This window comes from Phenylobacterium sp., from assembly GCF_016124325.1.
GTDB lineage: Bacteria > Pseudomonadota > Alphaproteobacteria > Caulobacterales > Caulobacteraceae > Phenylobacterium.
This window is the reverse complement of record NZ_WGNY01000001.1, coordinates 1-14,230: the sequence shown is the minus strand read 5'-3', so window position 1 is coordinate 14,230 and position 14,230 is coordinate 1. Positions and strand designations below refer to the sequence as shown.

Genomic DNA, 14,230 nt, shown 5'->3' with positions numbered 1-14,230 from the left:
AGCCGTGAACGAGCGGGCATCAAGCCCGCTCGTGAGCTCGCGGCGAGATCGTAAAGGTCGGTGCGGGCGCAGCGCCTGTTCGCAACTCCCCACGAGCCTGACGAATGATCTGGAAGGCAACCGACGTATCTATGGCGAAGAGAGTGTGCGGCGGCTGACCTTCATCAAGCACGCCCGTCAGCTTGGCTTTCCGGTCGAAGCCGTTCGGGCGCTGTTGGCCCTTTCCGATGAGCCTGAGCGGCCTTGCGACGAGGCCGATACCCTGGCGGCCGACCAGCTCGCGGCCGTCGACGGCAAGATCGCCAGCTTGCAGGCCCTGCAGGCCGAGCTCCGGCGAATGGTCGAGGCGGCATGCCACGGCAAGGTCTCCGATTGCCGCGTGATCGACGTCCTGAGCGACCACGCCGCCTGCCAGCACCATATTCCCGAGGGTCACGCGCAACTCGGCTTTCAGGCATAGCGTGACCGTGCCTTGCGCCGGTCGCTCGGCCGGTCCATTTTCTGAGGCGTTGGGAGACGTGGCTTGCGCAACTGGTCCGCCCTGTTGGCCTTCGTCGCGACGATCATGCTGGTGATCGCCGGAGGCCCCTCCGTGGCCACGGCGGCGGCCTGTGATCCCTGTCCGCCCGACTGCCCGATGATGGCGCCCGCCCAGACGAGCGCGACGGCGATGGACGATCACGCCAAGGCGCCGGCCAAGGGCGAGGCGCCCCAGAAATCTTCCTGCGTGCAGGCTGGCCTCTGCCAGGCCACCACGGTGGCGCCGCCCCTGGCCGCCGCAACCGTCGCCGTTCTCCACCTCCCGCAAGGCGCCGCGCGGCACGACATCGTCAGCGACCGCACCGCGCCCTCCCGGCCGCCCGATCGAGAGCTGCGACCGCCCATCTTCCTCTGACCTTCGGCTGACCCGCCGGCGCACCCAGTGCGCCGGTCATGACGCGTCTGCGTCGTCACCCAGGAGTTCGGAGCCATGTCTCCTTTACGTTGGACGCCCGGCCTGATGGCCGTCGTCCTGGCGACCTCGGCCCAGGCCGAGCCGCTGACCTTCGACCAGGCCCTGGCGCGGGCCAGCGCCAATGCGCCCAGCCTGCAGGCCGCCGGCCTGCAGGTGGAGGCCGCGCGCGCCGCCTCGCGCGCGGCAGGCTCCCTGCCCGATCCGCAGTTGAAGGTCGGCGTCGACAACTATCCGATCTCCGGTCCCATGGCCGGCCGCTTCGGAGCCGACCAGATGACCATGGCCACGGTCGGGGTCATGCAGGAAGTTCCCAATCGCGCTCGCCGCCGCGCCGAGGTCAGCGCCGCCCAGGCGGAGATCGGCTTGGCGCAGGCCCAGGCGCAGATCGCCGAGCGCGATGTGCGGCTCGCTGCGGCGCTGGCCTGGATCGACCTCGACTATGCCCAGCAGCGGCTCGCGGCGCTTGATGAAGTGCTGCGCAATCTCCAGCCGCTGTGGGACGCCGCACCCTCCGGCGTCGCGTCGGGCGCCAGCCGCCCGGCCATGGCCCTCGCGCCGGTCCGCCTGCGTGCGGGCCTAGACGATCAGCGCAGCGAACTCGTAGCCATGGTCGGCAAGGCCCGCGCCGAGCTTGTCCGCTGGACGGGCGACCCGACGCCTAGCACCAGCGGAGCTCCCCCCGGCCTGCACCTGGACGCGGAGACGCTTCGGTCCGGGCTCGAGCGCCATTCGACCCTGCTCGCCTACCAGTCCGTTGGCCGCAAAGCGCAGGCCGAGGTCGACCTGGCCCGTGCCGCCAGGCGGCCGGACTGGGCCTTCGAGGTCGGCTATGGCCGGCGCGACCCGATGTTCGGGGACATGGTCTCGGCCGGGGTCAGCGTCCGCCTGCCGCTGTTCCCCGGCCGCCGCCAGGACCCGCTGATCGCCGCCCGAACCGCCGACACCGCCCGGGTGCGCGCCGAACGCGACACCGCCCGGCGGACGCTGGCGGCTTCGCTGGACAGCGACCTGGCCGACCAGGTGGCGCACCACGATCAATGGATGCGAGCGCGTGACGTGGTCCTGCCCGCCGCCCGCCAGCAGGCGGACCTGGAGACCGCGAGCTACGCCGCCGGCCGCGCGGGCCTGACAGAGGTGTTGGAGGCGTTCACCGGACTGGCGGACGCCCGTCTTACCGCCCTGGAACGCGAAGCCGCCGTCACCCGCGACGCGGTCCGCATCAATTTCACCTATGGAAGCGAAACGCCATGAGCGCGCTCAACAACACTCGGGCGCGCCTGGCCTTCGCCGCGGCGGCCCTGCTCGCGGTCGGCGGGGCCGCCGGCTTCGGCATCGCCCGCCTGTCGAACCATCCCGAAGCCACCATGGCCGCCGCTGGGCCGGAAGGGCGTCAGATCCTCTACTGGTACGACCCGATGGTTCCGACCCAACGCTTCGACAAGCCGGGCAAGTCGCCGTTCATGGACATGCAGCTGGTCCCCAAATACGCCGACGAGGCGGTCGGCGGCGCCGGTGTTCAGATCGACCCGGCCCGCGTTCAGAACCTGGGCGTGCGGCTGGCGACCGCGCAGCGCGGATCGCTCGCCAGCGAACTGACCGCCCCTGGCGTCATCGATTTCAACCAGCGCGACCTGGCCATCGTCCAGGCCCGCGCCGCCGGCTTCGTGCAGCGAGTCCATGCCCGCGCGCCTGGCGACGTCATCGCCGCCGGTGCGCCGCTGGCCGACCTGCTGGTTCCCGAGTGGGGCGGCGCCCAGGGCGAGTATCTGGCCGTTCGCCGCACCGGCGACGCCAGACTGACCCAGGCGGCCCGCCAGCGCCTGACCCTGCTCGGCATGTCGCCCGGCCTCATCGCCGCGGTCGAACACAGCGGCCGGCCGCAGACGACCATCACCATCACGACGCCCACGGGCGGGGTGATCCGCACCCTCGGCGTTCGCGCCGGCATGAGCATCGCCAAGGGCCAGACCCTGGCCGAGATCAGCGGGCTCGGGACTGTCTGGCTGAACGCCGCCATCCCCGAGGCCCTGGCCGGCCAAGTCCGTCCCGGCCAGCCGGTCACGGTCACCCTGCCCGCCTATCCCGGCGAGATCTTCCCGGGCCGGTTGTCGACCATCCTGCCAGAGGCGGCGGCAGATAGCCGCACGCTCACCGCCCGCGTCGAGCTTCCGAATCGGAACGGCCGTCTGCGCCCAGGCATGTACGGCGAGGTCCGGTTCAGCGGAGGCGCGACGCCGGCGCTGCTGGTCCCTTCTGAAGCCGTCATCCGCACCGGTCGGCGGACCCTGGTGATGTTGGCGCATGACGGCGGGCGTTTCCGGCCCGCCGAGGTCCGGGTCGGCCGCGAGAGCGGTGGTCAGACCGAGGTTCTGGCCGGTCTCAACGAAGGCGAGAAGGTTGTGGCCTCCGGCCAGTTCCTGATCGACTCCGAAGCCAGCCTGTCGGGCGTCCAGGCCCGGCCGATCGCCACTCAGTCGCCGGCCGCCACCGCGGCTCCGGCGCTCTACCAGTCGACCGGCCGCATCGAGCAGCTCAAGGCCCGCTCGGTGACCCTCAGCCATGAACCCGTGCCGGCGCTCAAGTGGCCAGCCATGACCATGGCCTTCACCCTGGCCGATCCGCGCCTCGCCCGAGGCTTCAAGGTCGGCGACCGCGTGGCCTTCGCCTTCGACCAGGCAGGCGGCGTTCCCACGATCCGACGCATGACCAAGACCGGGGCGGCGCAATGATCACCGCCCTGATCCACGCCTCGGTCCGGAGACGCGTCTTCGTCCTTCTGGCGGCCGTCGCCCTGTTGGTCGCCGGCCTCTGGGCGGTGCGCTCCACGCCCGTGGACGCCCTGCCGGACCTCTCCGACGTGCAGGTGGTGATCCGCACGACCTATCCCGGCCAGGCCCCCCAGATCGTCGAGAACCAGGTCACCTATCCGCTGACCACCACCATGCTGTCGGTGCCGGGCACGAAGACCGTCCGCGGCTATTCGTTCTTCGGCGACAGCTTCGTCTATGTGCTGTTCGAGGACGGGACCGACCTCTACTGGGCCCGCTCGCGGGTGCTGGAATACCTCAACCAGGCGCAGGGCCGGCTGCCGGCGTCAGCTAAGCCGTCGCTGGGCCCCGACGCCACCGGCGTGGGCTGGATTTATGAGTACGCCCTGATTGATCGTTCCGGCCGCCATGACCTGTCGCAGCTGCGGTCCTTGCAGGACTGGTTTCTGCGCTACGAGCTAAAGACCGTACCGGGCGTCGCCGAGGTCGCCAGCATCGGCGGCATGGTGCGCCAGTACCAAGTGGTGCTCGATCCCACCAAGCTCACTGCCTACGGCGTCACCCATAGCCAGGCCGTCGGGGCGATCCGCCGCGCCAACCAGGAGGCCGGCGGCTCGGTGCTGGAGCTGGGCGAGGCCGAGTACATGGTCCGCGCCTCGGGCTACCTGGAGAGCCTCGACGACTTCCGCGCCATCCCGCTGCGCACGGCGACCAGCGGCGTGCCCGTGCAACTGGGCGACGTGGCGACGATCCAGCTCGGCCCGGAGATGCGCCGGGGCGTCGCCGAACTGAACGGCGAAGGCGAGGTCGCTGGCGGGGTGTTGATCCTGCGCTCGGGCAAGAACGCTCGCGAGACGTTGGCGGCGGTGAAGATCAAGGTCGAGGAGCTGAAGCGCAGTCTGCCGGCCGGCGTCGAGATGGTCACCACCTATGACCGTTCTCAGCTGATCGACCGGGCGATCTCCAACCTGACGCAGAAGCTGATCGAGGAGTTCATCGTCGTCGCCCTGGTCTGCGGCTTGTTCCTCTGGCACGGCCGCTCGGCCCTGGTCGCCATCCTGACGCTGCCACTGGGAGTGCTGTTCGCCTTCATCGTCATGCGGATGCAGGGCGTGAACGCCAACATCATGTCGTTGGGCGGCATCGCCATCGCCATCGGCGCCATGGTCGACGCCGCCGTGGTGATGATCGAGAACGCCCACAAGCGGCTGGAGCGCTGGGAGAATGTGCATCCCGGCCAGGTCATCAACAACGACACACGCTGGCGCGTGGTCACCGAGGCCGCCGCTGAGGTCGGCCCGGCCCTGTTCCTCAGCCTGGTGATCATCACCCTGTCGTTCGTGCCGGTGTTCGCCCTGCAGGCCCAGGAGGGCAGGCTGTTCTCGCCGCTGGCCTTCACCAAGAGCTACGCCATGGCGGGCGCGGCGATCCTGTCGGTGACCCTGGTCCCGGTGCTGATGGGCTACTTCATCCGTGGCCGCATCCCGGCCGAGGACGCCAACCCGGTGAATCGCTGGCTGACCGCGGCCTATCGCCCGGCCATCGACTGGGTGCTGCGAAAGCCCGGCGCTGTGCTGGTTATCGCCCTTGTCGCCTTCGCCACCACCGCCTGGCCGCTCAGCCGCGTGGGCGGCGAGTTCATCCCGCCGATGGACGAAGGCGACCTGCTCTACATGCCTTCGGCCCTGCCGGGGATATCGGCGGCCAAGGCCTCGGAACTGCTGCAGCAGACCGACCGGCTGATCCGCACGGTGCCGGAGGTCAAGGCGGTGTTCGGCAAGGCTGGCCGCGCCGAGACCGCCACCGACCCCGCGCCGCTGGAGATGTTCGAGACCACTATCCAATTCAAGCCGCGCGATCAGTGGCGGCCGGGCATGACGCCGGAGAAGCTCGTCGATGAACTGGACCGCACGGTGAAGGTCCCGGGCCTCGCCAACGTCTGGGTCCCGCCGATCCGCAACCGCATCGACATGCTGGCCACCGGTATCAAGAGTCCGATCGGGGTGAAGGTCTCGGGAACCGACCTCGCCCAGCTCGACCGGGTGGCGGCCCAGGTCGAGGTGGTGGCGAAGACGACGCCCGGCGTCAGCTCGGCGCTCGCCGAACGGCTGACCGGCGGGCGCTATGTGGACGTCGCCATCGACCGCGCCACGGCCGGCCGCTACGGGCTCAACATCGCCGACGTGCAGGAGATTGTCTCGGGCGCTATTGGCGGCGAGACAATCGGCGAGACAATCCAAGGCGTCGCCCGCTACCCGATCAGCGTCCGCTATCCCCGCGAGCTGCGGGACAGCCTGCAAGGCCTGCGGACGCTGCCGATCCTGACCCCCTCGGGCCAGCAGATCACTCTGGGCACGGTGACCAACGTCGAGATCGTCGACGGCCCGCCGATGCTGAAGACCGAGAACGCCCGGCCTTCGATCTGGGTCTATGTCGACGTACGAGGCCGCGACCTCAACTCAGTGGTCACCGACCTACGACGGGCGGTGGCCAAGGAGGTGAAGTTGCCGCCGGGAGTCTCCGTCGCCTATTCCGGCCAGTTCGAATACCTGCAGCGCGCCGCCGAGCGGCTGAGGTTGGTCGTCCCGGCGACGCTCGCGATCATCTTCCTGCTGCTCTACCTGACCTTCGGGCGACTGGACGAGGCCGCCCTGATCATGGCGACGCTGCCCTTCGCGCTGACGGGCGGCATCTGGGCGCTCTACTTGCTCGGCTACCACCAGTCCGTCGCCACGGGCGTCGGGTTCATTGCGCTCGCCGGCGTCTCGGCCGAGTTCGGAGTGGTGATGCTGATGTACCTCAAGCACGCCCTGGCCGAACGCGGCCCCAATCCCAGCCGTGTCGATCTCGACGCGGCAGTCCGCGAAGGCGCCCTCCTTCGGGTGCGCCCCAAGGCCATGACCGTCGCCGTCATCCTGGCGGGCCTCGCCCCCATCCTGGTCGGACACGGGGCCGGCTCGGAGGTGATGAGCCGCATCGCCGCGCCGATGATCGGCGGGATGCTGACCGCTCCACTGCTCTCCATGCTGGTCATCCCGGCGGGCTATCTGCTGCTCCGCCGCCGATGGCCCATGAAGCCTTCCCGCACCGCTTCAACACAAGGAGCCCCCAAATGAAGCGCCTCGTCCTGACCACCGCCGCCCTCAGCCTCGCCGCCTTGCTCACCGCCTGCGGTCAGAAGGAGCCCGCCAAGACCGAGGCTGCGGCGGCCCCCGCAGCGGTCCCAGCCGCAAGCACAGCCCCAACGGAGCCGGCGGCCAACATGGCGGCTATGGGCATGTCCGCCGATTCCAAGATGGCCAAGGGCACGGGGACAGTGACCGCGATCGATCTCAAGGCCGGGACCATCACCCTGGATCACGGCCCGATCCCTGAAGCCAACTGGCCGGCCATGACCATGGCGTTCAAGGTGAGCCCGACGATCGTTGGCCAGGTGAAGACCGGCGAGACGGTCGACTTCGACCTGAAGATGGAAGGCGGCGCCGGCGAGATCACTGCGATCCGCAAGCCGTAGTACGGTCGAAGCCTCGCGCTCTCCTTCGGGGCGTGAGGCTTCCTACGGCCTCAGATCTCCTCTCGCCTTGCGGGAGATCAGACCTGATTACCCTACTGTTTTTGCTTGGGAAAATCAATCGTAAAATGCCTGTGCGGGAGCTGTGTAGGAAGCCAGAGCGATATGTGAGCTAGGCGTATCGCGCAGCGTTCTCCTGGCAGTGAGCACGAACGCGAGCAACCCATGAGTCAAACCACTCCCAGGTGTTCCTATAGAGCCCAGCCTTGCCGAAGCCCTTGGCTGGGGCTCTGGCTTCAAGCGCCTGCCAAAGTTCGGTGTGGTTCTGAAGCTTGAACTTCGGAAAGCCCTCGGCCTGCATGATCTCGACGATCTGTGTGGGCGTGTAGCGGCGTTTGTCGACGTCCTTGAGCAGGACGCGCGTGATCTCGATGCCCTCGGCGGAGTCGGGTTTCACGAACTGGACCGCCTCATCCGAGCTTGAGGCGCGTCCACCGACCTTCGGGATGAACGCGACGCGGTGGGCGAAGGCTGGGTCGGCCTGCTCTTCTGCTGAGAGGTGAGCATGAAACTCATCCATCATCGCTTCGATGTGAGGCGGCAGCGCGCTCGCTCGCTTGAGAAGCGCCCGCTGGTCGGAGCCGAACGTCACGAACTGCAGAGCAATGGGGAGCCGGCGCTCTAAGCCATACTGCGCGCCGAAGAGACTTTTGATCGCGTCATTGAAGTTGATGCAGCACGCTTGGAGCTTGGCGCTGACGGCGTCGTCGATGCGGTTAGTGGAGCGGTGCTCGATCTCGTGGCGTAGCTCTAGCAGGAACTCGAGGTTCTGGGTTGCCGCTTTCCCGATCGGGCATCGCTCATGGCGGAGACATTTCCCAAGCTCCCAGTATTGCTCGGCGCCCTGCTTCGTCGTCTTCACCGCGCCATTGGCATCCTTGTAGCGATAGTCGATCCCCTCACGGCCAAACCAAGCGTGCAGGAGATAGGTCCAGGCAATCACGCAGGTGACGATGAAGAGCTCTGCCCTGAAGGTGAGCCCTGCGCCGTTAAATGTGTGAACCGCCGCAATCATCGCTTCTTGAGCCTTGATGAGCAATTCGTCTCCGCGGATGCTCAGGCCCGTCTGGGGATCCACGTCGGGCCACGTGGTGAGGAAATCATCGAGCGCGGCCTCAGAGGCCGGCTTGATCGCCTTGTGCTTGGTCTCGTCCCGAATCTCGCTGATGACACGGTGGTTCACCGAACGGGTCGGACGGGTGAAGTAAGCCAGGATGTCCTGGTTGTTATAGTTGCCCCGTGCGAGCATCGCCTTCACCAGCGCGATCTCCCACTTCTCCAGTGAATTGCCCGGCTTGCCTCTGGCCATATTTGTCCCCGCCCACGGCGAGAGTGGCGATCCTCGCCGGAGAAGTGAACCCGCATCTGTCGTCATTGCGTTCGGGGCCGGTTCGGGGCCGGGGCGACGACCACCATGCGAGCCTCACTTGGCAAACACGTGGAGCCCTCTCATGAACATCGAAATGGACTTGGACCTGACTTTCTTCGCCGACCGCCTGAAGTTCCTCCGGCGCGTCCACAACCTGACGCAGGAAAACGTCGCTCACGCCTGCGGTCTGACGACCCGCACGGTCGAGAAGCTGGAGAGCGGGCGGCACAGCCCTTCGGAACAGACGATGCGGAGCCTGTGCCGCGGGCTTTCCATTGAGCGCGGCTATTTCGTGAAGCCGACCCCGGCCCAGGAAGCTCGCCAGAAGGCTGAAATGCTGAAGGCCCTGCGCACGACGGCTGTCGTCCGCACGACGATCGTTCGAACGGCGCAGGCCGTCATGAACGGCTTCGGCGGCACGCACGCCTGGAACCTCGACGTCGGTGAAGTCGCCGAAGAGGCGCTGCCGATGGCCGCCGCCCTGACCGACAATGTGACCGATTGGAGCGAGGTCTGGGATGAGATCAGCATGAGCGACCAAGCGAGCGCCGCCGCCGGTCTGGTGGAAAGCTGCCGCGAGTTGGAACAAGCGGGCTACCTCGTCCACCTCGGCCGCTACCAAGCCCGTCGCAGGTTCGCAACCGGCGCGCCGCTGTTGTTCACCTTCGGCCTACTGTCGATCCGGTCGATGGCCGAGAGCGAAAATCAGTCCGTCGCTCTCGTCCCGCTCGCCGACGGCTGGGAGCTGTTGGAGAAGGACGTGCCGAAGTTTGACGAGACCGACTAACCCCGAGGCTCGCGGCTCTCAGCGTCGCCGCAATGTGATGCGCGCTCGTCGGTCATGTGGCGATGCGCAGGCGGCGCAGGAGTTTCGCGAGCACCGCTTCATAATCCTCTGGCTTCGAGAAGTCGGCGTAGAGCTTGCCCTGTAGAAACGCCGGCAGCTCACATGGTTCATAGAGGAGCGGCAGAACTACCACCTAGCCGGTGGTGATCTCACGGTTCATCGCCACGTCGAGTTCCTTTTTCACCCATGGGGCGTCGATCGACTTGGTCGAGAGCACCACCGCGATATAGCGGCTGAGCTTCATTCCCTCGTCGATCTTGGCAATGAGCGAGTCGCCGATCTGAATTTCCGCCTCGTCCAGCCAAACTCGCGGTACGCCGTGGGCGAGTAGATCGTCCCGCAGGCGGCGCACGAAGGGTTTGTCGACGCCGGTGTGGCTCAGGAAGATGCCGTGATACTTTTCATGCGCCGTATCGGCCTTTTCCAGCGCGAGACTGTCCCGGACCAGCTGGTTCGCGGCTTCTTGCGAGGTTGGAGGGGTTAAAAGCCATCCGACGGTCGGCCCCCGAACGACATGGCCGCCCAGGCTGTAGCCCTCTGGCGTGGACGCGATGGAGGCGTAGCCGTCTTCGGGGTCCGAGAGGCAAAGGGTCCATCCGGTCTGCGCCAGCACATCGAAGTATCGGACGAACGGGCTGTCATGATCGACCGCGCCCATCCTGCGTCCCTTCTTGACCAGCAGGTCGGAGCGCTTCACCAGCGCCGCCACCTTGGGCGCGGCGTACCCCAGATGGGTTTCGCGATAGCCGTAGAAATTGGCTCGCTTCGGTTCCGATAGGCACCAGACCACGGTGGCGCCGGACGCGATGGCCGCATCCATCTCGTTCTGTCGGTCGGCCGAGTCAAACGCGGTGTCGATGTCGTAACGATCGTTCTGGCTTTTGAGCTTTCCCAGCTCGTAAGGCTCGTCAGAGAACTCCCCGGCCGCGCCGAACAGGAAGTGGCTGTAGCTCTGCGGGTTGATGATGATCGTGTCGTATTCGTAGAGCGGAAACGCGGCGCGCGCCTGATCGACAGCGGGCTGGCAGAGCCCGAGGTTATCGATTTCGACGCCATCGATCGCGTCGCCTGTGTAGGTGATGCCGACAGTCAGAACACGTCTCATCAGGCAGCTTCCACTCGTTTGGGCGGATCAATTGTCGCCCCATAGCCTCTCGCCGCACCGGTTAGTGGCGCGAGGCGCTCGATCATACATGGCCGGAGACAGAGCGGGCCGCCACCGATAGCTTCACCTCGACAAGAGAGCGATGAGATGGCGGAGCCGGCGGAAGATTTTGAGCCCTATTTGGCCACAGCGGCCGAACTGCTGCTGGCCGACGGCATGACGGCGGCGGCCGAATTGCTGCGCACGGCGACCACAAGCGTCGAGCAGACCGGCGTCGATAATTGGAACGGCACCACGGCGATTTGGACGGTCTCCCTTAAGGTCACGCCAGCCACCTATGCCCAGCTCGGCGACCGCCGCGCCGGCATCGAAGAGCAGATCACCAAGCGTCTTGAAGCGGCTTTGGCCGGCCGAACGTCGAACTGGTACTCCGCCTCGATCATACCTCTGGTCACGCCGAGACCGGACTGGCGGGACGCGACAGGGCAGATTTCCCAGAGCGCCCGCCGCAACATCATCGACGGGCTTCGCCTCGACAATGTCGCTTGGGCCGGCCGGCTCGAGGACGTGGAGTTCCTCGAGCGCATCTACGATCTCCGCCAACTCCCATCGACCGACACGCGCTTTAACGATGCGGCGGGCGACATCTGGCAGCATCGCGTCAACAACCCGCCGGATTGGCCCGACGACTGGATTTACGGCGACAGCCGTTTCGACCTGCTCGGTGGTCCATCTGATGTCTTTCTCCGCTTCCTCTGCGAGATGGTTCATCCCGTCGTGCGGCCGGACAAGAACGAGGCCTTACGGCTCGTCCAGCAATTCAACGACCAACTGCGTCCGGAAGGCTGGCATCTGGTCGAGGAAGAGAAGATTGCTGGTCGGCCCCGGTATGTCGCCAAGCCGCTCGGGCTGTCTGGAGGCCGAGAGGTGTCTAGGGCGCGCACCGTGGCCGACGCCCTTGACGCCGGATGGATGCAGAAGGAAATCGAACGGCTGGAGAACGCCGTGGATCGCGATCCGGCGCTTGCCATCGGTACGGCCAAGGATCTCGTCGAAAGCTGCTGCAAGTCGATCCTCCAGAAACGCGGGGTCGGGGTGTCGGCGTCGGCCGGGCTGCCAGAACTGACCAAGGCCCTGGCGAAGGAGCTGAAGCTCGTACCAGAGGGCATCTCGGACGAGGCGCGCGGCGCCGACACCGTGCGCTTGATCCTGCGCAACCTCTCAAGCCTGACGCACTACCTCGCCGAACTGCGGGGCATGTACGGCTCAGGCCATGGGAGGGACGGCGCTCATCGCGGACTCGAACCGCGGCACGCCCGCTTGGCGGTCGCGTCAGCCGTCGCCTTCATCGATTTCGTGACCGACACGCACAACCGTCGGCCCCTTGGCGCCGAGCAAAGCCAAGACACTCAGACCGATGGCGCCAGTACGTCGGGGGCCTAAAAATCCATATTTGCGTGACGGTCCATCTCCTCGGAGAGGTGGTGGGTGAAGGCCTCCATTTCCTCGACCGAGGTCATGCACTGCGCGTAGGTCCCATCCTTGGCGTAGGTAAGGATCAACGGAAGCTCCCAGTCTTGTATGTAAATGCGGGCCGGCGCCCGGTCGCCGTCCCAAAGGTGGTCAACGAAATCGCGAAGGAGCTGAATCGCTTTGTCGTCGGCGTAGCCGGCGCCAGCGCCCAGCCTGAAGCGAGCTCCGCGCCGCTCATCCAACATCCGCATCGGCACGGCACCCGCCGAGGAATGGATTTGGAACGCCTCGCCTTCCTTACCGAAGGAGCCATGGGCGACAAAGTTGCGGACCTGCCGGCGGACCTGAACCAGATCGTCGAAGAACGCCTTGGTCTTGGGATCAACGATGTCCAGCGCGGCCTTGAACTTCGTGTCCCAGTTTGCTTGGGCCAACTGCCTGACATCCTCGCCGGTGACGTGGGTTCCACGCAGGATCGCGATCAAGATGAAGACGTGCTCGGTCCAACTGAAGAAGCTCTCAATGGTCGAGATCGCGTAGTGATCCCCTTCCTTGCGGAGGTCGAACGATGGCCAGCTGACCGTCCATGCGGTCGGCCCAAGATCGGTGCGAATGCTTTCATCCTTGCGGCGTTCGGCCTCCGTGACGCGGGCGTCGTAGAGGCCGGCGAAGAACTCGAATCGCTCGAAGAGCGTCCGCGCCCGGTTGACGACATTCAGTGCCGAGGCCTTCGCTGCCTCTTCGGCCAGCCAGGTGAAGTAGGGCGCCGCCGCCTTGACGCCACGATGGATCAGGCGGGCGATCTCGCGAGCGTCGTCCGGGTCGTCGGGCGCGCCTCCAATGAAGACGCCCAGACCGAATTTTCGGTGTTCGATCAGGAAGGCCCTACCCTTGAACTCCACCGGCACAGACCAATCGACCTTCTCGAACCGCCCCAGGTTGCGGAATCCCAGTAGGTCGATCAGCAGGAAACGGACCAGGTAGTAAGGCGGTAGGGCGTCCGCTCGCACCTCGCGCTTCGCCGAGAACAGGAAGTTCTGCGCCGCTGTGGTGTCACGACCGGCAGGCTTGAGCGGGATGATCGCGCGCGCCGCCGCGGCACGCGCCTTTTCGAGGTCGAACGTCATTGCGGATCGCGCCGCCACTTTTGCTTCTGCGGCCAAGGCCCAAATACCATCTGGGAAAAGTTGAATTCGCCGCCGTCTCCGTCCGGGGCGACGTCAAAATGTATGGTGTACGAGGTCGCGCCGTACTTAGCCGCAAGGCGGGCAAGGCCCGCATGGTCGGCGAAGACGCAGCAATAGCCCTGCCATCTTGTGGAGGAGATCGGCATACGAAGCCTTCTGCTTATCCGTAACGCGAGGCCCCGAGCAGTTGGCCATGAAAAGTATCAATCAGGGTTGGCGCTGCAACACGCTCCACTAGCGCGCCGCGTGGAAGCTCCACCGCCTCGGCAGCGGGGAAGACCCAGGCTACCTTCTCAGACCTGCGAAGGTTCCGAACGGCCAGGGCTACGCAAAATGGGCCTCGAAGACCCTCCTCGGTCAGGAACTCGTCCAGGTCAGCCAGAAACGTCGTCAAATCGGATTTGAACTCGTGCAGCCGCACCCGCCCAGAGGCATCAGCGGTGAACGCGTGCGCGACGTGAGCGTGGACGAACCAATCGTGGCCCACGAAGGTGCGCGAGATCACCTTCTCGTGGAAATCAATCTCCGTCGCCTCATAGCCCCCATCACAACCCCGGAACACGGCGCCCCTCCGGTCGTGAAAAAGGGAAATGGACTTAGGTCTGTTGCCGCACGGCGAGAACATCGCCCGCCCGCGCTCGTAAAACTCCCTCGGCACGATCCCAACGTGCAGCGAAGGGCCGCCAGCTTGCATGAGATTGCGCGCGGCTAGGCGAGCCTCCTCTTCAGCGAGTCGACGCGCCACATCATGCTCATAAGCCTCCAGCCCGACAAAAAGCGACGCCACCTCAGCGCGTGAAAGCGGCGTGTTTTTTGACCTGCCCCCTTCCTGATCCCTCGGTTTGAGTGAGAGTCCGTCACTTAGAGGAGACGGACGTGAAGAAGAGCAGGTTCAGCGAGGCGCAGATCATCGGCGTGCTGCGAGAGCAGGAGGCCGGAAGCCCGACGGCGGAGG

The 14,230-nt window shown here is 66.2% G+C and carries 14 protein-coding genes; 8 read left to right on the top strand and 6 right to left on the bottom strand.

From position 1 onward, the window contains the following. The first annotated feature begins 4 nt into the window (after positions 1-4). From GC203_RS00070 to GC203_RS00045, 6 genes are all read left to right on the top strand, one after another. Positions 5-460, top strand: a complete 456-nt coding sequence (locus GC203_RS00070; RefSeq protein WP_366501216.1) for a MerR family DNA-binding protein — start codon at positions 5-7, stop codon at positions 458-460. Positions 461-523: 63 nt separating this feature from the next. Beyond that, positions 524-895: a hypothetical protein gene (locus GC203_RS00065; protein WP_293450054.1), complete on the top strand. Its 372-nt coding sequence runs from the start codon at positions 524-526 to the stop codon at positions 893-895. 75 nt (positions 896-970) lie between these two features. Continuing rightward, the gene (locus tag GC203_RS00060) at positions 971-2,206 is read left to right on the top strand and encodes a TolC family protein (protein ID WP_293450052.1); all 1,236 of its coding nucleotides are present in this window, start codon (positions 971-973) and stop codon (positions 2,204-2,206) included. Then, complete coding sequence (locus tag GC203_RS00055; protein WP_293450050.1) at positions 2,203-3,684, top strand: efflux RND transporter periplasmic adaptor subunit; 1,482 nt, start codon at positions 2,203-2,205, stop codon at positions 3,682-3,684. Before GC203_RS00060 ends, GC203_RS00055 begins: the two co-directional genes overlap by 4 nt. Beyond that, entirely contained in the window at positions 3,681-6,839 is a 3,159-nt protein-coding gene (locus GC203_RS00050; RefSeq protein WP_293450048.1) for an efflux RND transporter permease subunit, read from the top strand. The genes GC203_RS00055 and GC203_RS00050 overlap by 4 nt, the downstream gene beginning before the upstream one ends. Further along, complete coding sequence (locus tag GC203_RS00045) at positions 6,836-7,237, top strand: copper-binding protein (protein WP_293450046.1); 402 nt, start codon at positions 6,836-6,838, stop codon at positions 7,235-7,237. The genes GC203_RS00050 and GC203_RS00045 overlap by 4 nt, the downstream gene beginning before the upstream one ends. 169 nt (positions 7,238-7,406) lie before the next feature. Here the strand turns inward: GC203_RS00045 and GC203_RS00040 are convergent, their stop codons facing one another. Next, positions 7,407-8,603 carry a DUF3644 domain-containing protein gene (locus tag GC203_RS00040; protein WP_293450044.1) on the bottom strand — a complete coding sequence of 399 codons (1,197 nt, stop codon included), beginning with the start codon at positions 8,601-8,603 and terminating at the stop codon, positions 7,407-7,409. Positions 8,604-8,745: 142 nt separating this feature from the next. On the opposite strand from GC203_RS00040, the gene GC203_RS00035 reads away from it, so the two are divergent. Beyond that, the gene (locus GC203_RS00035; RefSeq protein ID WP_293450043.1) at positions 8,746-9,450 is read left to right on the top strand and encodes a helix-turn-helix transcriptional regulator; all 705 of its coding nucleotides are present in this window, start codon (positions 8,746-8,748) and stop codon (positions 9,448-9,450) included. 52 nt (positions 9,451-9,502) lie between these two features. On the opposite strand, the gene GC203_RS00030 is transcribed toward GC203_RS00035, so the two are convergent. Next, positions 9,503-9,643, bottom strand: a complete 141-nt coding sequence (locus GC203_RS00030) for a hypothetical protein (RefSeq protein WP_293450041.1) — start codon at positions 9,641-9,643, stop codon at positions 9,503-9,505. Next, entirely contained in the window at positions 9,644-10,615 is a 972-nt protein-coding gene (locus tag GC203_RS00025) for a toll/interleukin-1 receptor domain-containing protein (protein ID WP_293450039.1), read from the bottom strand. A 147-nt stretch (positions 10,616-10,762) separates the two neighbouring features. Between GC203_RS00025 and GC203_RS00020 the strand changes: the two genes are divergently transcribed. Then, complete coding sequence (locus GC203_RS00020; RefSeq protein WP_293450037.1) at positions 10,763-12,058, top strand: abortive infection family protein; 1,296 nt, start codon at positions 10,763-10,765, stop codon at positions 12,056-12,058. Here GC203_RS00020 and GC203_RS00015 read toward each other — a convergent pair. The 3 genes from GC203_RS00015 to GC203_RS00005 are packed head-to-tail and all read right to left on the bottom strand — an operon-like array spanning position 12,055 to position 14,062. Further along, a complete protein-coding gene (locus GC203_RS00015) occupies positions 12,055-13,215 on the bottom strand; it encodes a hypothetical protein (RefSeq protein WP_293450035.1) in 1,161 nt (386 codons plus the stop codon). The genes GC203_RS00020 and GC203_RS00015 overlap by 4 nt on opposite strands. Continuing rightward, entirely contained in the window at positions 13,212-13,421 is a 210-nt protein-coding gene (locus tag GC203_RS00010) for a hypothetical protein (RefSeq protein WP_293450033.1), read from the bottom strand. The genes GC203_RS00015 and GC203_RS00010 overlap by 4 nt, the downstream gene beginning before the upstream one ends. A gap of 14 nt (positions 13,422-13,435) precedes the next feature. Further along, positions 13,436-14,062, bottom strand: a complete 627-nt coding sequence (locus GC203_RS00005; RefSeq protein WP_293450031.1) for a hypothetical protein — start codon at positions 14,060-14,062, stop codon at positions 13,436-13,438. Positions 14,063-14,230 lie beyond the last annotated feature (168 nt).

Excerpts from the sequence above, each read along its gene's own strand:
- GC203_RS00045 (WP_293450046.1), top strand. The coding sequence starts at position 6,836 with ATGAAGCGCCTCGTCCTGACCACCGCCGCCCTCAGCCTCGCCGCCTTG.
- GC203_RS00040 (WP_293450044.1), bottom strand. The coding sequence starts at position 8,603 with ATGGCCAGAGGCAAGCCGGGCAATTCACTGGAGAAGTGGGAGATCGCG.
- GC203_RS00025 (WP_293450039.1), bottom strand. The coding sequence starts at position 10,615 with ATGAGACGTGTTCTGACTGTCGGCATCACCTACACAGGCGACGCGATC.
- GC203_RS00055 (WP_293450050.1), top strand. The coding sequence starts at position 2,203 with ATGAGCGCGCTCAACAACACTCGGGCGCGCCTGGCCTTCGCCGCGGCG.
- GC203_RS00015 (WP_293450035.1), bottom strand. The coding sequence starts at position 13,215 with ATGACGTTCGACCTCGAAAAGGCGCGTGCCGCGGCGGCGCGCGCGATC.
- GC203_RS00050 (WP_293450048.1), top strand. The coding sequence starts at position 3,681 with ATGATCACCGCCCTGATCCACGCCTCGGTCCGGAGACGCGTCTTCGTC.
- GC203_RS00010 (WP_293450033.1), bottom strand. The coding sequence starts at position 13,421 with ATGCCGATCTCCTCCACAAGATGGCAGGGCTATTGCTGCGTCTTCGCC.
- GC203_RS00060 (WP_293450052.1), top strand. The coding sequence starts at position 971 with ATGTCTCCTTTACGTTGGACGCCCGGCCTGATGGCCGTCGTCCTGGCG.
- GC203_RS00035 (WP_293450043.1), top strand. The coding sequence starts at position 8,746 with ATGAACATCGAAATGGACTTGGACCTGACTTTCTTCGCCGACCGCCTG.
- GC203_RS00020 (WP_293450037.1), top strand. The coding sequence starts at position 10,763 with ATGGCGGAGCCGGCGGAAGATTTTGAGCCCTATTTGGCCACAGCGGCC.